The organism is Cyclobacterium amurskyense, assembly GCF_001050135.1.
In the GTDB taxonomy this organism is placed as follows: domain Bacteria; phylum Bacteroidota; class Bacteroidia; order Cytophagales; family Cyclobacteriaceae; genus Cyclobacterium; species Cyclobacterium amurskyense.
The window spans coordinates 2631688-2656320 of the sequence record NZ_CP012040.1; the positions used below are offsets into that span (position 1 = coordinate 2631688).

The 24633-nt window shown below is 39.4% G+C and carries 17 protein-coding genes; 8 read left to right on the plus strand and 9 right to left on the minus strand.

Going from position 1 to position 24633, the window contains the following annotated elements:
* Positions 1–127 precede the first annotated feature (127 nt).
* On the plus strand, positions 128–973 hold the full coding sequence (locus CA2015_RS10865) for an SDR family oxidoreductase (RefSeq protein ID WP_048641929.1): 846 nt from the start codon (positions 128–130) through the stop codon (positions 971–973).
* Between the two features lie 122 nt (positions 974–1095).
* Here the strand turns inward: CA2015_RS10865 and CA2015_RS10870 are convergent, their stop codons facing one another.
* From CA2015_RS10870 to CA2015_RS10880, 3 genes are read right to left on the minus strand one after another with little or no spacing between them, the layout of a single operon-like run.
* The gene (locus CA2015_RS10870; RefSeq protein WP_048641930.1) at positions 1096–1848 is read right to left on the minus strand and encodes an SDR family oxidoreductase; all 753 of its coding nucleotides are present in this window, start codon (positions 1846–1848) and stop codon (positions 1096–1098) included.
* Positions 1849–1857: 9 nt separating this feature from the next.
* On the minus strand, positions 1858–2823 hold the full coding sequence (denD, locus tag CA2015_RS10875) for a D-erythronate dehydrogenase (RefSeq protein WP_048641931.1): 966 nt from the start codon (positions 2821–2823) through the stop codon (positions 1858–1860).
* A gap of 16 nt (positions 2824–2839) precedes the next feature.
* On the minus strand, positions 2840–4201 hold the full coding sequence (locus tag CA2015_RS10880; protein WP_048641932.1) for a GntP family permease: 1362 nt from the start codon (positions 4199–4201) through the stop codon (positions 2840–2842).
* A gap of 171 nt (positions 4202–4372) precedes the next feature.
* Between CA2015_RS10880 and CA2015_RS10885 the strand changes: the two genes are divergently transcribed.
* From CA2015_RS10885 to CA2015_RS10915, 7 genes are all read left to right on the plus strand, one after another.
* The gene (locus CA2015_RS10885) at positions 4373–5095 is read left to right on the plus strand and encodes an LOG family protein (RefSeq protein ID WP_048641933.1); all 723 of its coding nucleotides are present in this window, start codon (positions 4373–4375) and stop codon (positions 5093–5095) included.
* A 4-nt stretch (positions 5096–5099) separates the two neighbouring features.
* Positions 5100–6041, plus strand: coding sequence for a lytic transglycosylase domain-containing protein (locus CA2015_RS10890; RefSeq protein ID WP_048641934.1), 942 nt, complete (start codon positions 5100–5102; stop codon positions 6039–6041).
* Between the two features lie 60 nt (positions 6042–6101).
* Entirely contained in the window at positions 6102–7769 is a 1668-nt protein-coding gene (locus CA2015_RS10895; RefSeq protein ID WP_048641935.1) for a hypothetical protein, read from the plus strand.
* 266 nt (positions 7770–8035) lie between these two features.
* Positions 8036–10885, plus strand: coding sequence for an excinuclease ABC subunit UvrA (gene uvrA / locus CA2015_RS10900; RefSeq protein WP_048641936.1), 2850 nt, complete (start codon positions 8036–8038; stop codon positions 10883–10885).
* 370 nt (positions 10886–11255) lie between these two features.
* Entirely contained in the window at positions 11256–12761 is a 1506-nt protein-coding gene (locus CA2015_RS10905) for a hypothetical protein (protein ID WP_048641937.1), read from the plus strand.
* A gap of 87 nt (positions 12762–12848) precedes the next feature.
* Positions 12849–15725, plus strand: a complete 2877-nt coding sequence (locus tag CA2015_RS10910; RefSeq protein WP_048641938.1) for a TonB-dependent receptor — start codon at positions 12849–12851, stop codon at positions 15723–15725.
* Between the two features lie 355 nt (positions 15726–16080).
* On the plus strand, positions 16081–16845 hold the full coding sequence (locus CA2015_RS10915; RefSeq protein WP_157470434.1) for a hypothetical protein: 765 nt from the start codon (positions 16081–16083) through the stop codon (positions 16843–16845).
* Between the two features lie 283 nt (positions 16846–17128).
* On the opposite strand, the gene CA2015_RS10920 is transcribed toward CA2015_RS10915, so the two are convergent.
* The 6 genes from CA2015_RS10920 to CA2015_RS10945 form a co-directional block, all read right to left on the minus strand.
* Complete coding sequence (locus CA2015_RS10920; RefSeq protein ID WP_048641940.1) at positions 17129–18562, minus strand: peptidylprolyl isomerase; 1434 nt, start codon at positions 18560–18562, stop codon at positions 17129–17131.
* On the minus strand, positions 18540–19391 hold the full coding sequence (locus tag CA2015_RS10925; protein ID WP_240477964.1) for a peptidyl-prolyl cis-trans isomerase: 852 nt from the start codon (positions 19389–19391) through the stop codon (positions 18540–18542). Before CA2015_RS10925 ends, CA2015_RS10920 begins: the two co-directional genes overlap by 23 nt.
* Positions 19392–19398: 7 nt before the next feature.
* Entirely contained in the window at positions 19399–21399 is a 2001-nt protein-coding gene (locus tag CA2015_RS10930) for a peptidylprolyl isomerase (RefSeq protein ID WP_048641941.1), read from the minus strand.
* An 89-nt stretch (positions 21400–21488) separates the two neighbouring features.
* Positions 21489–21905 (minus strand): ATP-binding protein, encoded by a 417-nt coding sequence (locus CA2015_RS10935; protein ID WP_048641942.1) that lies wholly within the window; start codon positions 21903–21905, stop codon positions 21489–21491.
* Positions 21895–22239, minus strand: a complete 345-nt coding sequence (locus CA2015_RS10940; protein ID WP_048641943.1) for an STAS domain-containing protein — start codon at positions 22237–22239, stop codon at positions 21895–21897. The genes CA2015_RS10935 and CA2015_RS10940 overlap by 11 nt, the downstream gene beginning before the upstream one ends.
* A gap of 31 nt (positions 22240–22270) precedes the next feature.
* A complete protein-coding gene (locus tag CA2015_RS10945; protein WP_048641944.1) occupies positions 22271–24340 on the minus strand; it encodes a GAF domain-containing SpoIIE family protein phosphatase in 2070 nt (689 codons plus the stop codon).
* Positions 24341–24633: the final 293 nt, after the last annotated feature.

The following is a 24633-nucleotide window of genomic DNA, read 5'->3' on the forward strand; positions in this document are numbered from 1 at the left end:
GTAAGTATCCTACTCGTACGTAAGTTATTGTTTAATAAATACTTACTATTTATCTTTGACTTACCAAAAGTAACTAGAATACTTTAGGTAATCAAAATAAATTGTGTTTAAAATAAAACTTAAAAAGATGAAAATAGCAGTAACAGGAGCATCAGGAAAGCTTGGACGTTTGGTAATTGAAGAATTGAAAGAAAGAACGTCGGCAGAAAATATTGTGGCATTGGTTAGAAACCCACAAAAGGTTGCAGATTTAGGTGTGGAGGCACGGGAATTTGATTATGATCAAGCAGCGCAACAATCCACAACCTTAAAAGGGGTTGACAAACTTTTGTTGATCTCGGGAAATGAAATCGGGAAACGATTGCCCCAACATATCAATGTGATTGAAGCAGCCAAAAATGCTGGAATCAAGACTATCGTTTACACAAGTTTGTTAAAGGCGGACAGTTCCACATTAGGTCTTGCGGGCGAGCATATTGGGACAGAAGAAGTATTGAAAAAATCAGGTATTCCTCATGTGATCCTTCGAAATGGTTGGTACACAGAGAATTATACAGAGTCGCTTCAGGCAGTAATTGGTTTAGGTACATTGTATGGAAGTTCTGGAGACGGGAAGATTTCTTCTGCTACCCGAGGAGATTATGCAGCAGCAGCGGCTACGGTTTTAACCTCAGAAGGTCAGGAAGGGAAAGTGTACGAACTTGCCGGTGACGAAGCTTTCACCATGAGTGATTACGCGGCTGAAATAAGTCGGCAAACCGGAAAAGACATCCCTTATGTAAATTTACCTGAGAGTGATTATGCTCAGGCACTAATAAAGAGTGGTTTACCAGAAGGCTTGGCCCAATTTCTAGCCTCAAGTCATGTTTCCACAGAAAAAGGAGATTTGTTCGATGATGGTCACCAACTTTCAAAATTGATTGGCCGACCAAGCACCTCTTTAAGCGAAGCCATTTCAGCTGCATTGGCTTAAGTAAATTGAAGAAAATCAAGAAGGTTACAACTGCTGAAAGGCAAAGTTGTAACCTTTTTTTATTAGAATTTTTTTTTCTGGGAGTTAAAGAAAAATTGGGGGATTTATGATTTTTTATCCAATCACCCTCTCCCTATATATGGCATACCGTTGGCCATGATGGTCATAAAGGGGATATTGGCGGCAGGTGGGAGGCTGGCCATGTAGACGATGGCCCTGCCAATTTCATTGACGTCCATGGTGGGCTCTACTTTTCGGGATCCATCTGCTTGTAGGGTACCTTCTTCCATTTTTTTGGTCATGTCACTTTTGGCATTGCCAATGTCTATCTGACTGCAGGTAATGTTTTGATCTCTTCCATCAAGAATAGTGGATTGGGTCAGTCCTGTTACTGCATGTTTGCTTGCGGTATAAGCCACGGACATTGGCCTGGGAGCATGAGCGGAGATAGAGCCATTGTTGATGATGCGACCACCTTTTGGGCTTTGGGTCTTCATTAATTTAAAGGCTTGTTGGGTGCATAGAAATGCTCCTGTAAGGTTGGTATCGATCACCTTTTTCCAATCTTCATAACTCAAGTCTTCCAAAGGAACGGCTGGGACATTGATCCCTGCATTATTAAAAAGCAAGTCCAAACGTCCATACTTCTCCCGGACTTTATCAAACAAGGCATTCACACTTTCAGGTGATGTGATGTCGGAGGGGTAAATCAAAACATTGTCTTGGCCACAAATTTTGGCGGTTTCCTCCAATGTTTCTTTCCTTCTTCCGGTTAATATGAGTGTCCAATTGTCCTTGGCCAAGGCTTGGGCCACGGCCCTTCCTATACCTGAACCTGCTCCGGTGATTAGCGCAGTTTTTATCGTATTCTTCATAAATTGGGCTTATTTTTTGGGTACTTGTATGTGCTCTTCCTGAATATAATTAGAGATGATCTCTGTGGTATCTTTGTCAGCAGTGAAACCTAAAGCATCTGCCTTTTTGGTGTCAAAATTTGGAGGCCAGGTAAGCACAATGCTTTGAAGAAAGGCATCGGGTTCATAAGAGATAAGGTCGGTTATGCCTTTATGCGTGACTTGCTCCAGGCTATCGATCATCTCTTGTACGCTTACAGTTATACCAGGAAGGTTAATCGTGCGGTCGTCTCCTATGTCTTTGGCGGGAAGCTTGGCGGCATGAATAAAATTACGGACCACTTGCTTGGGAGAGAGTATCCAAAAAGGGGATGAAGGAGCAACGGGGTAACTTGTTGGCTTGCCGTTTAAAGGTTCCCGAATGATGCTACTTAAAAAGGAAGAGGTAGCCGCATTTGGTTTTCCCGGCCTAACCGTGATAGTTGGGAGCCTTAGGCACCTGGCATCTACAAAACCACGTCGACTGAAATCATTCATTAGCAAATCTACCATGGCTTTCTGTGTACCATAGGAGCTTTTGGGTTTCGGTGCAGTTTCTTCGGTGAGTACTTGATTTACATCACCACCAAAGATTCCACAGGAACTAGCAAACACCACTTTTGGGCAATAAGCCAGTTCTCGACATTTCTCTAGCAGGTGCAGGGAACCGTATAAGTTGACACGCATTCCTAGGTCAAAGTTTTTTTCTGCTTCACCACTGACCACTGCTGCCAAGTGAAATATCAGTTCGGGCTCCTTTTCTAATAGCGGATCAATTAACGATGGGTCGCTAAAATCGCCTTCAATGCATTTAAATCCTGGGTTATTTTTGATGTTGTCCAAAAAGGCCTGGTCAACTAGCGTTATTTTTCCTTTGGATTCGGGGTGTTGTAGTAGCCATTCTGTAGCCAATCTGCTACCAATAAATCCGCCTCCTCCTATGATGAGTACATTCATGTATTTGGGTTTATGTTTAGACAAAAGGGAATATGTAGGAAAGCAACCAAACCTGCGCCATCCCTACCAATGAAATGCAAGCGAGCAGAAAGGTCCAGGTTTTGAGGGCCTCTTTTTCTGTTAGTCCGCTCATTCTTGCTACCACCCAAAAAGCGCTGTCATTCATCCAAGAAATAAACAGTGAACCAAAGCCCATGGCCATCAATAAGTAGACGGGGTGAAAACCCAGGGATTGACCATCTCCTATAAGTGCTGACATAATGGCCACGCTGGAAATCATCGCAACAGTTCCTGATCCCTGTGCAGTTTTTAATACCGCGGCTATCAGCCAGGCAAGGGGAATAAAATGTAGCGGAAAATTTTCTGTAGCCAATCTAATGGCCTCTCCAATGCCACTATTATTGATCATGGCGCCATAAGCACCGCCAGCACTTGTGATAAGAATGATTATACCTCCTATTTCCAAAGGCTTGCCTACCTTAGTCCATAATTCTCTGGAGGCCATTTTCTCAGATTTGGCCCACAAATACAAGGCTGCCCCTGCTCCTGCAGCCATGGCTAGATTTTTATTACCTAAGAAAACCAACCATTCAGGAACGTGTCCGGTAATGGCCTGAACCATTGTTCCTGAACCTATCATCAGGATGGGTAAAACAATGGGAGCGAGTGCCCAGGTCAAGGATATTTCTGAAGCATCGCCTGTGTTTTCAGGCAATGCTATCCGGATGGGCACATCCATTTTTTCATTGATTCTTTTACCAATAAATAATACCAATATGGCGGGGATAATCCCTAAAATCATTCCAGAAAGGATCACGGTTCCCAACTCTATTCCTAGGCTTTCGGCCATGATAAGTGGGCCTGGTGTAGGAGGGACTATACTATGGGTTATGGCTGCACCACCTCCTATGGCAATTACATAAAGGATATAGTTTTTACCCGTTTTGAGGGCCAGGCTAATACCTAAGGGGATAAGTAAGAAAAAAACCGTATCTAAAAAAACCGGGATGGAAAGCAAAAAGGCCGCGATAAGCAGGGCCAAAGCAGCTTGTTTTTCACCTAGTTTATTTAATAATTGGGTTACGATTTTTTCTGCGGCACCGCTCTCCAGCATGGCAGTTCCTATAATGGCCGCCAGTGCAATCACCCAAGCTATTTTCCCTGCCATTACACCAAAAGCGATCATGGGTTCATCGAGTGCAGCAACAATGCCTTTGTTCTCCATAAGGTTTGGCGTCATAAGACCGACAAAAACAGCAGCCAGTACCAAAGCAACAAAAGGGTGAAACCTCAACCGGGAAACCAAAGCTACTACCAGTGCAATACTGGACAATAGAATGGCAAATGGCCAATAGTCAGCATGATAAATTGATTCCATGCTTTAAATAAGGGAAAATATTCTGAAAACTAATGGCTAGGCATTTTAAAATCGATATTTTAATGGAAAGATTTTCATTTTTTGTATAAATGTAGTTTGTTTGCTCAATTCGGATGGTTTACATTAGGAAAAAATTATAGGTTTTATTTTAGATGTTTAGTTTTTGATTTGATGAGAATGGACGAAGGTAAAGAGGAGGATAAAATAAGAAGGGCTTTTAAGGAAAAAGACTGGGCTGAAATTAAAAGTGCAGATTCCTGGGTAATTTTTAAAGTAATTAGTGAATTTGTTGAAGGTTTTGAAAAGCTTGCCAAAATTGGGCCTTGTGTTTCTATTTTTGGTTCTGCCAGAACAAGGTCAGACCACCATAATTTTCAGAAAGCTGAGGCCATTGCCGCAAAGCTTGTGAGGCATGGTTATGGGGTAATAACCGGAGGTGGTCCAGGCATCATGGAAGCAGGAAATAGAGGTGCTCATTCAGAAAAAGGAAAGTCTGTAGGGTTAAATATTGTCTTGCCCTTTGAGCAATTTAATAATATATATATTGACCCGGACAAACTGCTTACCTTCGATTACTTTTTTGTCCGTAAGGTGATGTTTACCAAGTATTCTCAGGGATTTATCGTTTTGCCGGGAGGTTTTGGGACCATGGATGAATTGTTTGAAGCTTTGACCCTTATCCAAACCAAGAAGATCGGTCGTTTTCCAATAGTACTTGTTGGTAAGGCATATTGGGAAGGATTGATCGAATGGATCAAGACCACCATGTTAGAGTCCAACGCCAATATCAATAAGGAAGACCTAGATCTTTTTGTGCTTGTGGACTCTGCAGATGATGCAGTTGCAGCCATAGACGATTTTTATAACAAATACCTATTATCACCAAATTACTAAGCCATTGAAAAAGAAGCATACTTATAATTTATACTTCCTTGTAGCGCTGCAATTTGTAATTATTGGCTATTTGCTATACCAAACCAAAGAGGAAAAACCTCAATTAAAAGTCAATGATGGTGAAGCTGCTGAATTGCGTGAAGGAAAGGCAAGAAGCATTCCTCGTGTACGAATATTTGATCTTCCAGACAAGCCTGAGTTTGCTGGGGAAAAAGTTCCTATAGATCAACCTGATGTTTTTGAAAGGTATGAGAGGGAAATTTATGTCAATGCCTATTGGGAATCTAATGCCTTGCTGATGCTCAAAAGAGCAGGTAAATATTTTCCTTTCATTGAACAGACCTTGAAGGAAAATGGTATTCCTGACGATTTTAAATATGTGGCGGTCATTGAATCAGGCTTATTAAATGTCACCTCCCCGGTGGGAGCCAAAGGTTTCTGGCAATTTATGAAAGGGACGGCTGGAGATTTCGGATTGCAAGTCAATCGGGATGTAGATGAAAGGTACCATTTCGAAAAATCAACAATAGCCGCCTGCAAATACATCCGGGCAGCCTATGGCAAATTTGGAAATTGGACCAGCGTAGCCGCAAGTTACAATATGGGTATGGCAGGAATTGCCAGGCGTAAAAATCAGCAGCTCAGTCCTGATTATTACAATCTTTATCTTAATGAAGAAACCAGTAGATATATTTTTAGAATTCTTGCAATGAAAGAGATTTTTGAAAACCAAGCGAAATATGGTTTCGAACTTCAAAATGACGATTTGTATTCCTTACCCCCACTTAGGGAAATAGAAGTGAGTGAAAGTATTGACAATCTTGCATCTTGGGCAATTAAACAAAAGAGTAATTACAAGGAAGTAAAAATCTACAATCCTTGGCTAATTAACTCCAAACTTAATGTCAGAAAAGGACAAACTTATGTAATAAAATTGCCCTTGTAAAAACCTTTTCTTAAAGAATTGGTTTTTATCCTTAACTTGAATGGAATAAAAACCTGTTATATGAAAAAACCTGTCATTATTACCTTTATAATTGGGCTAGTTTTGCTTGGTTTTTTTTATTTATTACCAGTATTGGTAAATAACTACCTGAATAAAAACGCAGAGCGAATTGTCAGTAATATGATCCTCCGGACCAGCGATTTTGTGGGGCATGAGGTTAATTTTGGAAAAATTAGGTTGGATTATAATTACCGTGGTACTTTTTTGAAAATGGACTCGGTTAGTATTTACCCGGGTAAGGAGTTGATGGAGGAGGATAAGATCAAGTTCAACCTTTCTTTCAAAGAAGCCAGCTTGACGGGTTTTCAATGGGTGGATTTTTTGTTTTACAATAGCATCCATCTGGACTCTGCCTATATAGCTGATGTGGTCTTGGAGACAATTACTCCCGATCTGGAAGAAATAACTGATAAGATGGGGCAAGATGAAGGAAGTCAGGGAGAAAACTACAGGCTGATTGAACTTAACCATTTTCGGGTCAATAAAGCCGATTTTATTAATAAAGACAGCAAATCAGATTCTACTAGACTATTGATAAATGACTTATTTGTATTTGCTGATGGGTTTAGTTTAAGTGATGAGGACATAAAGAGTCAGGAGGCAATATTTTCAGTAGATATTATAGAAGGTTATTTGGGTGAGGTGCAGCTTCATGTCAATGATTATATCAATGTGATACAAGCCAATGACCTATCCTTCAATACTGCAGAACAAAGGCTGAGTATTGATAAGGGAGCCTTTAAAAACAAATTGAGAAAATATTCTTATATCAATCGGTTTGATAAAGAGACCAATTGGATGGAGGTGAACAATGCCAGGCTGGAGATAACAGGCATGAATTTTCAATCCTATTTTAGAGAGGGAAAAATAGACGCAGATAATGTACAATTGGATCATTTGGAATTGGAGGTTTTCAGGGACAAAAGAAAAGTGGAGGATACCTCAAAAAGGCCCAAAATGATTCATGATATTGTCCATGACTTGCCTAAAAGCATTTGGTTGAAGGCAATCAATTTTGAGAATGCGACAATTAGCTATCAGGAGAGGCCTGACACCAAGGCCCCTTCTTCTGGAAAGATCTTTTTCGATCAAGTCAATGGGGAGATTTTGGGCTTTACCAATTATGCGGAAAAGCTTTCGCAAAATGATACCCTAAGGATCACTGCTAAAGGAAGGTTAATGGGGGAAGGGCAGATTGATATGCAGGCTGATTACCTGATCAATGACAGGGATGGGAAGTTCTTATTGGAGGGCAGTATTGGAGCAATGAATCTGACCAGTCTCAATAATATGATTATGCCAGCCACAAGAGTGGCACTGAAGCAAGGAAGGTTAGACAATCTTTACTTTAATATTACAGCAGATGACCTAGATGGCACAGGAGATGTCGTGGCAAGGTATTCTGATTTGAAAATAGAAATACTAGATAAAAATTATAAGCGAAATAAAAATGTTTTTAGGGATATTGGTGCTTTTCTTGCCAATACGCTTGTGATTAAGACGCATAACCCACAAAAATCGGGAGACCTTCAGAAAGGCGAAGTGTATTTTCAGAGGGAAAAACACAAGTTTATTTTTCATTATTGGTGGAACCTGATATTAAGTGGGCTGAAATCAACAATTACTGGAGACACTGAGCAAGACCTACGCGAGAAGGCCGCCAATTAGATCCTTTACTAAAAATGAACCATTTGTATGATTTTAGGCTTATTCTAGTTATGTTCTTTTCAGTCGGGTTTATCTATGATTATTATAAATTATTCTGATCCATAAGGGTTGTGATGAGGTTTATGATTATGGAATTCTTCACCCTTCTTAGGATTGAAAAAACTTCAAAAAACAAAATTGTCCGGTGCTAGGACAGTAAATTTAGCAGCAATTAGAATAGTTAATACCTAATTTAGGTTAAACCAATACAAGCGAAAATCTATCCGATGTCAGCAGAAAATCAACCTTCTCAAGAACATATTGAAATATATGGGGCCAGAGAGCATAACCTCAAAAACCTCGACCTTACTTTACCTAGAAATAAATTGGTGGTGATTACTGGATTGAGTGGCAGTGGTAAAAGTTCACTGGCATTTGATACCATTTATGCGGAAGGCCAAAGACGGTATATGGAAAGTTTTTCTGCCTATGCACGATCTTTTTTGGGGGGAATGGAAAGGCCTGATGTAGACAAAATCAATGGGCTTTCTCCAGTTATATCCATTGAGCAAAAGACTACATCAAAAAATCCCAGATCCACTGTGGGTACCGTAACTGAGATTTACGATTTTATGCGTCTCCTGTATGCCAGGTCAGGTGAGGCTTATTCCTACCTTTCAGGTGAGAAGATGGTTCGGCAGACTGAAGATCAGATCGTAGAGCAGATTTTCAATGTCTTTTTGGACAAAAAACTATCCATTTTGGCCCCGGTAGTAAAGGGCCGGAAAGGGCACTATCGAGAATTGTTTGAGCAGATCCGTAAGATGGGGTATTCAAAAGTTCGGATAGATGGAGAAATAGTGGAGTTGGAGCCTAAAATGCAAGTAGACCGTTACAAGATCCATGATATAGAAATTGTGGTCGATAGGGTTCTTGCAGAAGAAGGAGACCGGTATAGGATCTCCCAATCATTAAAAACTGCCCTACAACATGGGAAAGGAATAATGATGCTACTTGATGAAGAAGGGGAAATACATCATTTTTCCAAATACCTGATGGACCCACATACGGGATTGAGTTATGATGAGCCGGCACCAAATTCTTTTTCCTTCAATAGTCCTTATGGAGCATGTCCTTCTTGCAATGGTCTGGGAGTAATTGAAGAAATTACTAGGGAAAGTGTAATTCCCGACCCCTCTTTGAGTATCAGTAGAGGTGGAATAGCCCCTTTGGGGGAATACAGAGACATTTGGATTTTTAAAAAAATTGATGCCATTCTTAAGCGATACAAAGGCAGCCTGGCAACACCCATTGAGAAATTGGACGAAGAAGTAATACAGACCTTACTGTATGGTGATAAAATGGAAGTGGCAGTTGATTCTGTAAAATACCCTGGTACAAAGTGGAACACTACCTTTGAAGGAATTTTGAATTTCCTTCAGAAACAAAAAGAAGGAGGGTCTGATAAAATCCAGAAATGGATCTCTGATTTCACAAGCACCAGAAAATGTCCCGAATGTGAGGGCTACCGACTTAAAAAAGAAGCACTTCATTTTAAGATAGCCGAAAAGCATATTGGTGAATTGGCACAAATGGACATCACAAGTCTTGGGGAATGGTTTGCCAATATTGAGGAGCGAATGACCGAAAGGCAGAAGATCATTGGCGCAGAGGTTTTAAAAGAAATCAGGAAAAGAATTGGGTTTCTGCTGGACATAGGATTGAATTACCTTTCCCTTAACCGACCTTTAAGAACCTTGTCTGGAGGGGAGGCCCAAAGGATTCGACTGGCAACTCAAATAGGAACCCAACTAGTGGGCGTTTTGTATATTTTGGATGAGCCGAGTATAGGTTTGCATCAAAGAGACAATGTGAAGTTGACACATGCACTCAAAGACTTGCGGGACCTGGGAAATTCAGTCATTGTCGTAGAACATGACAAGGACATGATGATGGAGGCTGATTATGTGTTGGACATAGGACCTGGAGCAGGTCGCCATGGTGGTCAAATTGTAGCCAGTGGTACCCCTCAGGAAATTTTAGCCTCCAATAGCCTAACAGCCAATTATCTCAATGGGGTACTAAGCATACCTGTTCCTGAAAAAAGAAGAAAAGGCTCAGGGAAAAAATTGAAATTAAAAGGGGCAAGTGGTAATAACCTGAAAGATGTTAACCTGGAAATTCCTTTGGGAACCATGGTTTGTGTGACAGGTGTATCAGGGTCAGGCAAAAGTTCCCTGATTCATGAAACCCTGTATCCTTTGCTTAACAGGCAGTTTTATAATTCAAAGAAAGAACCCTTGCCTCATAAAGAGATAAGTGGTCTTGAGCATTTGGATAAGGTAATAGAAGTGGATCAATCTCCAATTGGACGAACTCCACGTTCTAATCCTGCGACCTATACAGGTGTTTTTACCGATATCAGGGCTTTGTTTACAGATTTGCCTGAATCCAAAATTAGAGGTTACAAACCCGGAAGATTTTCCTTTAATGTTAAAGGAGGTCGTTGTGAGGATTGTGAAGGTGGAGGAATGAAGTTGATCGAGATGGATTTTCTTCCTGACGTTCATATTCCTTGTGAAACCTGTAAAGGGAAGCGCTACAATAGGGAGACTCTGGAAGTTAGGTTTAAGGGGAAATCTATTGCTGATGTACTAGACATGACCGTGGAACAGGCCGTAGAATTTTTTGAGCACATTCCAAAGATCTTAAGAAAAATTCAAACATTGCATGATGTAGGGCTGGATTATATAACCTTAGGTCAACATGCCACCACCCTGTCTGGAGGAGAAGCGCAGCGTGTAAAACTAGCCACGGAGCTTTCCAAGAAAGACACTGGAAAAACCTTTTATATTCTGGATGAACCTACAACGGGCTTGCATTTCAAAGACATCGGTTTGCTTCTTGGCGTGCTTCAGCAATTGGTAGACAAGGGAAATACAGTCCTTATTATTGAACACAATATGGATGTGATTAAGGTGGTGGATCATATTATAGACCTTGGACCAGAAGGTGGGGAGAAAGGTGGAGAAATCCTTTTTAGTGGAACTCCTGAAAAATTAGCCAATCACCCTAGTAGTCATACCGCTAAGTTTTTAAAAGAGGAATTGAAGAAAAAGGAAGATGTGCTGATATAGTCTGGGGCTGAGCTAATGGTTTAAGGAGTATTGGTAATAGTACTAAAAGCAATTTGTATTGTCTGTCCAGGAATGTGATAAGCGTTTGTTCCAAGGCAACATGGATTGGCTTATTCATCTGTGGTATTTATGGATGTCAGAGATTTATTAAAAATTAGTCATCAAAATTTAAGCAGCTTATCTGTTGGTCTTTAAGTGTTGTTAACGCGCAGAGACCATGGGAAGGCCCATTTTTAGTTCAATGTTAAGGGAAGGTTAAATTCATCAATTTAATTTCAAAATTTCATAATTCGCTTTTTTACAGGGTGATAGAATTTTGCGTCAGATTTGTAACCGAATCTAAAACAGACGTAAAAATCTAACACTAACCATGAAGAAATTATTTAATTGGATGATGATCGCTACAGTCGCTGCCGTTCTTATGACAGCATGTACCGAGGAAGAAACGCCAAATAATTCCGTTGCCATATCCGGAGTTCCTGCTACAGCAGTAGTAGAAGCTGGCCAGAGTGTGGCCCCTGTTACTGCTACCATTACAGCAGCAGATGGATTGTCCACATTGGTTGTTCGGAAAGATGGAGCTACTGTAGAAACCATTAATTTTAATGGAGAAGTTACCGCAAACCATGAGTTTACTTACCAAACTACTGCTGAGGATGCGGATAAAAACCTTGTTTTCGAATTTGTAGCTACTGATAAAAACGGAGACACGCAGACTTCTACCTATGTACTTACTGTAGGAGAAATTGCTTCAGTCATAAAAATTGAAAACAATATCACTGCTGATGAGGAGTGGGAAACCGGAAAGGTTTACGTTCTAAGTGGTAGAATAGCTGTTACTGCTGGAGTTACACTTAAAATCAACCCAGGTGTAATCGTTAAAGGTGAAGCTGGATCTGGATCTAATGCAACTGCTCTTGTTATTGCCCGTGGGGCCAAGATTGAAGCAGTAGGTACTGCTGATCAACCAATAATATTTACTTCTATCGCTGATGAAATAGCACCTGGTATGGTAGCTAGTCCTAACCTTGATCCTGATATTGATGGATTATGGGGAGGTTTGTTGGTATTGGGCAAGGCTCCTGGTTCTTTCGCAGGTGATGTAACTGAGGTACAGATTGAAGGTATTCCTCCATCCGATTCAAATGGACTATATGGTGGAGATGATCCAGAAGATTATTCTGGAATTATCAAATATGTTTCTATCCGTCATGGTGGAGCCAATATAGGAGAAGGAAATGAAATCAATGGTTTGACTTTAGGAGGCGTTGGTTCTCAGACGATCATTGAAAATGTTGAAGTAATCGCTAACCAAGACGATGGCATCGAATGGTTTGGTGGTACTGTAAGCGTAAAAAATGCCCTTATCTGGAATTCTGGAGATGATGCTTTAGATACCGATCAAGCTTGGGCAGGTACACTTGATAACTTTATTGTAATCACAGGTTCAGCCACAGACCATGCACTTGAAATTGATGGCCCTGAAGGCGCTTACAATGCAGGTCACACCGTTCAAAACGGAACCATTGTAGGAAATGATGTTTCAGAGTTGGGAGACTTCAGAGATGGAGCCCGAGGAACTTTCAAAAACATACTTTTCAAAAGCTTTGCTGATCCTGCAACTACGGATGGTAGAGGTGATCTTTCCCTAAGTGGAGACAAGTCTTTAGAAAATTTCGAAAATAGTATTCTTGCTTTCGAAAACCTTGAGATAGTAATCGCTGAAGGAGTATCGCTTAGCAGTGTATTCAAACATGGAACTTCTGCCCATGCAAGTACAGTAGCAGATGATGCAAGCACTGTAGGAGCAGACAAGGCTGCCTTTAGTGATTGGACCTGGGCTGCTGAAGCAGGCAAATTGACAGATTTAAAATAAACACCAACCACCATTTTTTGAAAGGGATACGTAAGGTATCCCTTTACAATTTTTTTATTGTATCGCTGTACTATTAAAAAAAACATAATGAAAAATTTTACCTTTAGCTGGATCTTAATAGGGTTTTTGCTTTTGTCCTCAAATGTGATGGCCCAAAATGGTACCATTCGGGGAACAATTTATGATGAAGGAACAGGAGAGCCCTTGTTTGGTGTGGCTGTTTCAGTTGTCGGTGCACAATTAGGCGCAGTTACCGACTTTGATGGAGATTTTGAAATTCAATTGCCAGAAGGTATTTACACCTTGCAAGCCTCATTCATTTCTTTCAACAGTTTGAACCTTGAGGAGATAACTGTTAACAAGGGACAAGTCACCCTTCTTGACAACCTTAGGATGTCGGAATTTACCTCCGATTTAGAAACGGTAACCATATCAGCAGAAGCCATCAGAACTACTGAGGCGGCTTTGATGACAGTAAAAAGAAATGCTACCCAGTTGATGGATGGAATTAGTTCTGCAGCTTTTCGCCAGATTGGGGATGGAGATGCGGCATCTGCAATCAAAAGAGTAACGGGTGTTTCCATCGAAGGAGGGAAATACGTGTACATACGTGGGTTAGGAGACCGTTACACCAAGACCGTCTTGAATGGGGTGGATATTCCGGGCTTGGATCCAGACAGGAACACCATACAAATGGATATTTTCCCTACCAATATTATTGACAATATCATCGTTTCAAAATCCTTTACAAGTAACCTTTCAGCAGATTTTACTGGAGGTATTGTGGATATTGAGACCAAAGACTTTCCGGAAGAAAAAACAATGCGGCTTTCCATAGGTGGAGGCTATAACCCTTCCATGCATTTCAACTCTGATTTTTTAACTACGGAAGGAAGTGCCACAGACTTTTTAGGTTTTGACAATGGTTTTAGAGCGATCCCTACACAAGGCATTGAGGATATCCCACAATATGCAGATGTTGTAGGTAACCCAGGAGGAGAAAAAGGACAGCTTTACCAGAGCATATTGAAAGATTTCAATCCTGTGTTTGGGGGTAAAAAGCAGCAGAACCTTATGAATTATAACTTAGGTTTCTCACTTGGAGATCAATTTGCCCATGAGAATAATACCTTCGGTTATAATTTTGCCATTACTTATAAAAATACTTCTGAGTTTTTTAAGAATGCTCAGTTTAATCTTTATGCAAAACCCAGAGAGGCCGATCAATCTGAACTAGAACCATTGGAAAGGTCTGTAGGTAACTATGGAGAAAACAATGTATTGCTTGGTGGTTTATTTAGCCTGGCTTATAAAACTGATTATTCTAAATACAAATTGAATTTTATACGTTTACAAAACGGAGCATCTAAGGTTGGTAATTTCGCCTTTGAAAATACCAATTTGGGAGCTGTTTTTGAAGCGGATCAGTACAATATTGAATACAGCCAGAGAGCATTGACCAATTTATTGCTTAGTGGTATGCATTATAGCAAAGGCGGGGAATGGGAATTGAACTGGAAAATTGCGCCTACCTTGTCATCTATAGATGATCCGGATGTAAGAGTGCTAAGGTTTAGAAAACCCAACAATACTATATCTACAGAAGTCGGTTTGCCTCAAAGAATTTGGAGATCTCTCGAAGAGAAAAACTTAATAGGAAAGCTTGATCTTGCTAAAAACCATAGCCTATTTGGTCAACCTGCTAAACTGCGATTTGGCTCCTCTTATGCTTACAAACAAAGGGATTTTCTAATCCAGGACTTTCAATTTGCTACTGGAAATGGGACATTTACAGGTGATCCCAATGAGGTGCTTGTAGAAAGCAACTTGTTTTCAGAGGAGAATAGGAATGGGGTTCGATACAGTCCCCTGTTTATCCCCAACAACCCCAATAGCTATGATGCCAACCTAAGTAATATCGGGTTGTATGCTCACAGTGAATTTACTCCTGTGGCCAAGTTAAAAGCAATCGTAGGCTTGAGGGTAGAAAAATTTGACCAGTACTATACCGGTTCAAATCAAACTCAAACCATTGTTTACAATAATGAGAAAGTATTGGCAGACGTGGACCTTTTTCCTACCGTAAACCTGATAAGGAGCCTTAAGGAGAACCAGAATCTTCGTTTCTCTTTTTCCAGCACCATAGCCAGACCTTCCTTTAAGGAGATGTCTTTTGCTGAGATCTTAGATCCCATTACAGGGAGGACATTCATAGGTGGTTTGTTTGAAGAAAGGACACAGGGAGGAACAGAAGTTTTATGGGATGGAAAATTGCAAGCAACCCGAATCAATAATTTCGACCTTAGGTGGGAGCAATTCCTTTCTGCAGGACAACTCTTTTCGGTAAGTGCATTTTATAAGACTTTTGATAAGCCCATTGAGATGGTGCAATTCCTTTCTGATCCAGGAGCTTTCCAGCCTAGAAATGTAGGAAATGGAACAGTGGCAGGAGTCGAATTGGAAATGAGGAAATCACTAGCATTTGTTAGTCCATCTCTTGAAGCTTTCTTTTTTAACTTCAATGGTACTTTGACCAGCTCAAAGATTCAAATGTCAGAAGCGGAATTGATGTCCCGACAGTTGACAGCTAGAGAAGGAGAAAAAGTAGTAAAGACAAGGGACATGTCAGGTCAGGCTCCTTATATTATCAATACAGGCTTGAGTTATAACAATAAACTATCGGGTCTTGAAGCAGGTCTGTTTTATAATGTTCAAGGTGCCACACTTAATTATATTGGTTTTGGGAACAGAACAGACACCTATACTGTCCCTTTTCACGCGGTAAATTTAAGCCTTAACAAGACTTTTGGAGCAAGTGAAAAAATAAAGGCGGGGATAAATGTTCAAAATTTACTTAACCAGTCCAGACAAGAAGTCTTCCGTTCTTACAATGCTGATGATCAGATTTTTTCCAGTTTGAATCCAGGTACATTGATAAACGTTAACTTTTCTTATGGGCTTTAAACTGTTCAATGGTAATTTTTAAACCCGGATTTGTAATAGAAAGACAATCAGGTTGTTTGGAGATTTTAGTATAGCACTGCTATGGTAAAATTGAAAGCAGCAAGGAAGTGGCAGATTTTAAAGCGATTTCGGCATGTATAAGATTATCTATTGCATATTTAGGGTTAAAGGCTTATGTACATAAGAATCAACCTAGTTCTAAAGTTTTTGAAATCATTACAACAGCACTTTTTACTCGAGTTTAAGTTAGGTTGATAATTAATTTTTTGCATATCCTTCCTTTTGGGAGGATATTTTTTTTGCTGCTATGTTAAGAAATTGTTAACTTTAGTTAACAGTGTATTAATTTAGACAAATGCCGAAGTCTCTTCTTATAATGGTTTTGCTATTATTGGCTACTGTTTCCCCAACAGTTCTAGCCAAAAACCATGCGCATTTGCCAATTATAGAAACTCCATCTGAGCGTACAGCTTTAGTGATGTCTTGGCGGTTAGGAAGTGAGCAGTTCAGTGTTTTGCATGAGCAATTGAGAAAAGACTTTGCTAAATGGGGGACTTCCCAAAGAATGGTAAAGAATATATTTTACCGCTCCCATAAACAGTTGTTTCAGGAATACAGACAGTACAGTTTGACCCAAGATACTTTTATTTCGGGCAGCTATGATTGCGTAAGTGGCTCATTAATTTTGGCCGGTTTACTGGACTACTTCGGATTTGATTATGAGGTCATCGAAACGACCTACCATGTTTTTTTAAAGGTAGCCTTAGCCAATGAGTTTATTGTTTTGGAAGTAACTGATCCTGAAACTGGGTTTATAGCAGATAGGGGAGCTCAAAAAGCTTATTTGGCGAAATACAGTAGTGGGGAGGGAATCCTTAATCAATGGAATGTTTTAACCAGGAATGAAGGGGAAGCTATACCTACAATTTATAGAAGCATTGACCTGCAAAACCTAATAGGACTTCAGTATTTTAATCAAGCCATCAACCATTATAATAACAAAAACGATTTATTGGCTTATCAGTATAGTGTCACCGCTCTAAAAATGTACAGATCGGAAAGAATTTTAGACTTTTCAGATTTTTTGAAGCAAAATTTATTACTCTCAGCTTCTCGTTAAACCCGGATTATGTAATAGGATTTCTCCGTCCTGACCATGTCAGGGGTGAAGCCTGTCCCGTGTTTACGGGAAGTGTTGCAATCGCAAGAAAATCAGGCTGTTTGGAGATTTTAGCATAGCACCGCTATGGTGAAATTGAAAACAGCAAGGAAGTGGCTGATTTTGAAGCGATTTCAGCACGTAATAGATTGTCTATTGCATGTTTCGGGTTTAATCGGATTCGATGAAAAAAAATGCTTCCTATATGGTATAGGAAGCATTTTTAAATGGGTCTGTAATTTTCTTAATCCTTTAAAACCTCACATTTGTCATAGGCTGGGTCTATGTCAATGAATACTTCTTCTTTGGCTACAACAAACCATTTTGCCAAGATGTCTTCTTCTTTTTTACGCCGTGCTGCGGCTTTTAGTTTTTCGTAATCATCAGAGATATTGGCTCTGTGGGCTGGATATCTTGCTTTGTAATAGAGTATCCTAACCCCTGGTTCTGATTTTTGGTTTCTAGGATCTACATCATCAAACCTGATGACGGGTGTGATGTCACCTATTTCCATACTGTCTAAGGTGAAAAATAGTATGGGATCTTCTAAAGTTCGAGAGGTTAATCTGTTGGATCCTGTGGTAGGATCAGTGAAAAAGCCTCCGGCATCAGATGTTTCTCTATCATCAGAGTTCTCTTTAGCAGCCTTGGCAAAAGAGATATTTCCATCCACAATCTCTTTACGTAGACTGTCCAAAGAGTGTTCAGCCTTTAAGATGTCTTCCTCTGAGGGGCTTGGCATCATTAATATATGCCTTGTATTAAAGGTGTTTCCTCTTCGTTCAAGTAGTTGAATGATATGGAAACCAAATACAGTCTCTACAGGGTCACTGATTTCCCCTGGCTTGAGTTCAAAAGCCGTGGCCTCATATTGTGGAGCCAGTTCTCCTCTTTTATAAAACCCAAGGTCACCACCTAATGGTCCGGATGGGCCTTCAGAATACTGTTTGGCCATTTCAGCAAAATCAGCTTCACCACTAAGAATTCGCTCTTTAATTTCAGCTAATTTATTAAACACCTTGTCCTTTTCAGATTGGCTTATTTCTGGTTTTTTCACAATTTGTCCAACCACTACTTCCGAGGAGAAAAATGGCAGTGAATCTTTGGGGATGGAGCTATAAAATTTCCTTACATCGTTTGGAGATACTTGCAAATCTTGGGTGATCACACCCTGCATTTTTTGTACGACTAATTGTTCTTTTACGGCATCCTGGATCTCGTTTTTTAATTGATCCCCAGTTTTACCATAGGCTTCGATAAGTGTTTCTTCATCGCCACCAAACTGTTGAAGTACCATATTAAATCGCTGATCGGTTTGAATAATTACTTCTGCTTCAGAAACAATCACGGAATCAATTTCTGATTTAGCCATCATCATTTTATTGATTAGCAAGGATTCAAATACCTGACATCTTGAAGGGATCTCAAAACCTTGTTGAGCCTGTGAAGAGGCTTCCAAATAGGCTTTTTGAAGATCCGACTCCAAAATAATATAGTTGTCTACTTTAGCGATGATTTTATCAAGCACTTGGCCTGTTGGCTTTTTTTCTTTCTCTTTTTCTTCAGGTTTGGCAGATTCCGTAGTGTCTTGTGCCAAAGCCATTTGGAAAACGGAAAGACCGAATACCAACAGTAAGCTGAGGCCTTTGGTCAATTTATTCATATATGGTAAACTCATTGTTTTCAAGTGCATTGTTATAAATATCTCTTTTTAATTTTTCAGCAATCTCTGCTCTTCTTTTATTTACGATGATTTTTGAAATCTCGTCTTTCACAAATTCCAAAGGAGGAACCTGATCCTGAAGTCTGTATTCCAATATTTTGAAATAATAGGCATAGGTTTCATCATCTACATGTATCAACTTTTCGTTACGGAGCAATTGAACATGGTTGTTGTTTTTTGTCAAGGGTGTATTTAATATTATGTCATCGAAGTTGATCCATGTGGAGTCCTCCATGAAATAATTGTTGGCATAGCGAATGGCAAACTCCTTTAATTCTTCCTTTTGACTCTCGCTGTTCCTATTTAGCAAGCGTTCCAACTGCCTTCTTTGAGGAATGTTTTTTTCAAGTTTTACAAAATTGGTTCGTACGATTATCTCCTTTAACGCGAAGTTCTGGTTGTTATTTGTGTAATACTCTTCAATTTCTTTTTGGGTTACGTCTTTGTCAAGTGTTTTTTCTACGTAGTTTTTCTCGAATTCATAAGCAATCAGTGCATACCTGTAGTCCAGTAATTTTCTGTTAATCTCAGCCTCGTTAAGTGTGAGGTTTTGGCTTGCTTCACGGATAACCAATTGCTTTTTTACCCAACTTTGGATATAACGATTTACCAATTCAGCTGAATCCAAATCCGGAGACATTTCTCTGCTTATGTGGTCAATGTCTGAATGGTAAAGATTCGCATTACCAACTGTGGCCACAATAGCATCATCTGTATCCGCTTGTTCATTTTTCATCTTGAACAAATCGCATGAAGACATGAAAAGCATAATGCTTCCTGTCATAAATGCCTTATTTAGCAAGAGATTGATATATTTTTTCTTTTTCATCCTCATTGACCTGGATGGTGTATTTTTGTTTTAGTTCAGTAATCAGTTTTGTTTCAAGGTATTGTTGGTAATCCTGAATGAGTCTTCCCCTAGTTTCCTCGTACTTTTTCTGCCTAGCAGGAAGTGTTTCTCCCAATACAATTAGAACTGTTTCCTCATTTTGATGCAGCTTATGGAAAGTCTGATTTAAATCCAGTTCACTCAAAAGCTCATTATTGTCTACTTCAAAGGTTTTTTGTTCTACTGTAAAAAGCAAAGTGTTTTTCTCCAAAAACCTGTTTTTCAATTCAGTAGAAAGACTATCGGTTAGTGTTTTTGTACTTAACCATGACTCCACTTTGGAAATGTTTTGACTTTTTATAGCTTTGACAATCAGGGCTTTTACCCTTTTACTCCACATGTAGTTGTCAGTATTGTTTTGGAAATAGTTTCTTTGTCCGGTACTGTCTTCTAATGCTTTTTGCCAAACCTCATTGTTCATTAATTCAAATAGTAACATGCCATTTTTGTACTCATTCACCAACTGCCGGTAATCCTTGTTGTTTTGATAAAGGTGCTCTTCTTCCCAGGTTGCCAATAGGTTTTCCAAATAATCCCCATAAACCTCATCGAAGGAGACGTTGAGTAAAGTATTTACTGATGGCCCTTCTTTTTTAAGGTAAGCAATGAAATCCTGGATTGTGGCGTCTTTCCATTCTGAACGAACAATCAGCTTGTCTCCTTTGTTGGATAGGCCTTCTAGTTTTATATAAAGCTGAGCAACAGGCCTTCCGCTTGAGCTTGAAAATGCATTTTTAAGGCTATTGATGAGTTGACTGTTTTCTGTAACGTTAAATTTCGCCTTTTGCATCGCCAAAACCTGGTCTTTTATTAAGTTTGAACGACTGTCTCTTAATATATTGGATTTTATTGTTGGGAGAACTTCGTTAAATGGAGGTACTGGTTTTGCACCTTCTAGGCGAATAATATGGTAGCCGTATTCTGTTTTAACGGGAGCTGAAAAGTCGCCCTTTTTGCTTAAAGAGAATGCAGCATGTTCGAATTCCGGAACAATGGATCCAACTCCAAACCAAGGAATCATTCCTTTGTTTGCCTTACTTCCAGGATCTTCAGAATAGGTTTTTACCAATTCCAGCCATTGAGATGGATTTTCAATTAAATTTTGATGTATCTGGTTGATTTTATTGAAAGCCATTTGATCCTCTTCAGCACCTGCCGAACGTATCAAAAGATGAGAAACGTGTAGCTGTCCTGGGTTTGGTCTTCTATCTTCCAGTTTGATAATATGGTAGCCAAAGTCTGAAATGATTGGAGAAGAAATCTCACCGACTTTTAAATTGTAGGCCGCTTCTTCAAAAGGTAAAACCATTTGCAAGGCCGTAAAATATCCTAAACTGCCTTTATTTGAACTTGCCGAAGGGTCATCTGAATGTTGTACTGCGAGCTGGTGAAAATCTTCTCCTGCTTCAGCTTCAGCCTTTATTTTTTCGGCCATTTTAAAGACCGCAATGGAATCTTCCTTAGATGCGTTTTGAGGAAACTGGAAAAGTATGTGACTTGCTTTTACGATTTCCTGCATTCTGCTGTATGCCTTTCTTAACTCGCCTTCTGTAAGCGAATTTTCCAGCAGGTAAGGTTTTTTTAATTGATCCTTGAAAGCAGAAAACTCGTCGCTGAATGCCTTTGTCTTGTGCATGCCGAGATCCATTGCATATTTTACCTTGAGTTTGTAATCAACAAAAAGCTCAAAATTCTCCTCAAATTCCGTTCTGCTTATAGGTGCAGCATCCTTTTGGCGGTTTTTATTTAGAATATAAAGAAATTCCTCTCTATCAGAGGTCTCCCCATCTATCTTTAAAAGGTAGTCCAACGGTGGATTTGCTTCCTTGATGGGATCAGGAACCGGAGTGGCACTTGCAAATAAAATTCCTAACAAAAGGAAATATATATGCTTTAAATTCATAGGACGATGGATACAATTTAATCTGCAATGTTACAAATTTTACCCCACAATTCGGGTTGTTGGCCCGGATAAGTGAAGGGATTTAACATTTATTTGGAATTGAGTTTTTTTATCAGGCGACAGGTATTCTTGGAATGGTTGGTTTCAAATTCTATTTTATCCATTATTTTTCTCACCAATAACAAGCCTAGTCCGCCTTTTCGCCTTTCTTTCATGACTGAATTAACTTCAGGAGATTTGTATTCAATCAAATTAAATGCTTTTCCTGAGTCGGTAATTTCAAAAATAATATTGTCTGTATTTATACTCACCTTTAGCAATATAAAACTATGTGGGTCACAGTCATGAGAATGAATGATAAGGTTGGCGCATACCTCTTCCACGGCCAAAATCAATTGATTTTGGCTTACATCATTTAAGTGGGTAGGGGCAAGAATTTTTGACATAAATGTCCGTAATTCTGCCAACCGACTTTTTTCACAAAATAGCTTTAATTCATGCTTCATGGAGTAACTTTTCCGCTTCTTCCTTTGTACTTGTTATTGTGATCAGTTGGTCTAGGCCTAGAATATGAAAAACATTCATGACCCTTTCATTGAGACCGTAAATAATAAACAGCACATTGTTCTCCTTAAAATCTTCTAAATAGGACATAAAAACTCCCAAACCTGCAGAGGATATGTATTGCAGCTTATAGGCATCTACAAGAATGTCTTTTATTCCATCGTTTAGTACTTCTTGAATCACCTCATCCAGTTCCACTGAATTGCTGGCATCCACTTCTCCTTCCAGGCGTATGATTAAATGGCCCTTCTCTTCCTCTTTGTTTATAGATAACATATTTGATTATACGTTTTAAGCTTTTTTTAGTTTATGCTTTAAATTTGATGACCAAAATTGAGTAATCATCGTCGGGTAAGGTCTCCCTTCCTACGAAATCATAAACTTCTTCAACTATTTTACTTTTTATTTCCATTGCTGAAAACGTTTTGAAACGATCCAACAGTAAGCGTAATTTGTCATACCCAAACTCCTGGTTGTCTTTGTTTTTAGCTTCTACGATACCATCAGTATACATGACCATAACATCTCCTGCCTGGTATTTTAGAAATCCTTCTTCCAGGTAGTTTTCGTATCCATCGTTTCTAACAATCCCAAGACCCATACCTTTGATGTTCAAAAACCGTGAGGTATCCTTACCACTGGAATAATATAAGGTAGGACAATGCCCCGCTCGAGCAAAATGAATTTCCTTCGTTAAGGTATTGATGGTGTAATACGTAGTAGTTATAAAGTTGTTCTTTTCAAGGCATCTGCTTAAGGCATTGTTGGCTTTGGATAGGAAGTCTTTTGGTGGCAGATTTAATTGTACCAAGCTATGAAACACCCCTTTCATTTGTGACATGTTAAAGGCTGCAGAAGTTCCTTTTCCAGAAACATCTCCGATGATTAAAGCAAAATTTTCTTTATCGAAACGAAAGGTTTCATAGTAATCTCCACCTACTTCATCTGCAGCAGCTGAAAATCCATCTATTTCAAAGCACTCATTGTGATGCAATTCTGAAGGTAGCAGACTGCGTTGTACCCTTTGTGCAATTTCTAATTCCTCTCTATACCGCTCGTTTTTGATGGCCTCATTGAGAAGTCGGTGATTTTCAATGGATATAGAAGTTTGACCAGCAAAGGTGGAAATGATGTTAATCATCTCTTTATTAAAGCCGTCTTTGACTTCTTTTAAAAGAAATAGATCTCCTAAAACCTTCTTGTTTGCAGAGACAGAAAGTACCAGTACAGATTTGTAAACTTCATGCGGAATCTGACCATATAGGTACTCTTTTCGGTCGTTGGACTGGCCATTTAAATAGGTGGAAAATGGCGCGGTCTTTTTCAATAGGCCCATAACTTCCTGCCGTTCACGGTTGCTAATGAATTTTTGCAACTTGATTTGGGAAGTTTGTTCAGGTTCAGAAGCATAGAGTTCTAGCCAGGCCGCATCGACGTAGGCAGCACTCATGCAGCTATCCATCAAAATATCCAAAACCTGTTCCTCATTCTCCCCAGGTTTTATGGATTGACTTAGCTTTTGAAAACTGATAGCTTCCGTTAGCTTCTGCTCAAATACCGATGAAGTAGGTAGGTTAAACAAGGTCACAAGTGAACTGAAAACCGCATACAAGAGTACGAAAACAAACAGTCCCAAAAGGAAGAGGTTTTCTGAGAGGTTAATGAAATGTATGTTTTGCTGTGTATACGAAACAAGTCGAAAAAAGAGGTAGACCGTACAAGCGATGATAACTACCAGAAATAATATTGACTTCCACTTTTCCGCAAAGGTTAGGTAGGGTATCCACTTTAGGTTGATGGAAAGGATGGCACCATAGATGATCAGAAAGATAAGCCCAAACATAAAGCCATAATTGAAGCTGGCTTGGCTGATCAGAACAAAGAACATGCTGATCAATAGAATTACTTCATAGGCTTGCCATTGCTGAACGATGGCTTTACTTTTTTGGTAGAGTATTAGGTGCTTCCAGCTTAGAGTCGTTGAAATAAGAAAGATGGAAACTACTGCAAAGTTGACATGGTAAAAGAAATTCTTCAGCAGGGGGTCTTCAGATAATCTTGAGTCCCCCAATAAGTAGTAAAAGAAAATTATCAGAAAGGAGGTACCGGTTGCCATTAAACCCGTCGAAGCAGCCCTCCATATAAAGTGGATGAAACTTCGGTGTTGATTTTTCTTTATGGCATCATTGAAAAAAATATATAACCAGATAAAAAAGAGGATTTCAAGAATCCAGGTGATTTCTTTACCGATTAAACCCTCCATTTGGTTGATTTCTCCAAATACTCGGATTAAATTAACAAGAAGTAAGGCTAGCCATGAAAGGACGGCCAGCAGAACATAAATTTTGCCTCTTTGTATTTGGGGTAACTTCACCATAGAAAATCTTACAATAATAAAAATAGAATACCAGAAACCATCGGTAACCGTAAAAAACTATGGTCGATTACTCTAAATTATTTAGCAATGGTTTTGGGATTATTCAGGTATATCCTCCATTTGGGTTCAGATAAATAACCAATCCCTGAAATTATTATTACCCAATATACGCAATGGTTTTGTTAATTCGTGTTTTTCCCACTTCTAAACTTTGCCAATAGGCCTATTGGTGTGGCTGATTTTGAAGCGATTTCAGCACGTAATAGATTGTCTATTGCATATTTCGGGTTTAA

Bases quoted from the DNA above. Each gene is read 5' to 3' on its own strand.
- CA2015_RS10865 (WP_048641929.1), top strand. From the start codon at position 128: ATGAAAATAGCAGTAACAGGAGCATCAGGAAAGCTTGGACGTTTGGTA.
- CA2015_RS10915 (WP_157470434.1), top strand. From the start codon at position 16,081: ATGCCGAAGTCTCTTCTTATAATGGTTTTGCTATTATTGGCTACTGTT.
- uvrA (WP_048641936.1), top strand. From the start codon at position 8,036: ATGTCAGCAGAAAATCAACCTTCTCAAGAACATATTGAAATATATGGG.
- CA2015_RS10910 (WP_048641938.1), top strand. From the start codon at position 12,849: ATGAAAAATTTTACCTTTAGCTGGATCTTAATAGGGTTTTTGCTTTTG.
- CA2015_RS10930 (WP_048641941.1), bottom strand. From the start codon at position 21,399: ATGAATTTAAAGCATATATATTTCCTTTTGTTAGGAATTTTATTTGCA.
- denD (WP_048641931.1), bottom strand. From the start codon at position 2,823: ATGAATGTACTCATCATAGGAGGAGGCGGATTTATTGGTAGCAGATTG.
- CA2015_RS10940 (WP_048641943.1), bottom strand. From the start codon at position 22,239: ATGTTATCTATAAACAAAGAGGAAGAGAAGGGCCATTTAATCATACGC.
- CA2015_RS10885 (WP_048641933.1), top strand. From the start codon at position 4,373: ATGAGAATGGACGAAGGTAAAGAGGAGGATAAAATAAGAAGGGCTTTT.
- CA2015_RS10870 (WP_048641930.1), bottom strand. From the start codon at position 1,848: ATGAAGAATACGATAAAAACTGCGCTAATCACCGGAGCAGGTTCAGGT.
- CA2015_RS10920 (WP_048641940.1), bottom strand. From the start codon at position 18,562: ATGAGTTTACCATATATGAATAAATTGACCAAAGGCCTCAGCTTACTG.
- CA2015_RS10905 (WP_048641937.1), top strand. From the start codon at position 11,256: ATGAAGAAATTATTTAATTGGATGATGATCGCTACAGTCGCTGCCGTT.
- CA2015_RS10945 (WP_048641944.1), bottom strand. From the start codon at position 24,340: ATGGTGAAGTTACCCCAAATACAAAGAGGCAAAATTTATGTTCTGCTG.
- CA2015_RS10895 (WP_048641935.1), top strand. From the start codon at position 6,102: ATGAAAAAACCTGTCATTATTACCTTTATAATTGGGCTAGTTTTGCTT.
- CA2015_RS10880 (WP_048641932.1), bottom strand. From the start codon at position 4,201: ATGGAATCAATTTATCATGCTGACTATTGGCCATTTGCCATTCTATTG.
- CA2015_RS10925 (WP_240477964.1), bottom strand. From the start codon at position 19,391: ATGACAGGAAGCATTATGCTTTTCATGTCTTCATGCGATTTGTTCAAG.
- CA2015_RS10935 (WP_048641942.1), bottom strand. From the start codon at position 21,905: ATGAAGCATGAATTAAAGCTATTTTGTGAAAAAAGTCGGTTGGCAGAA.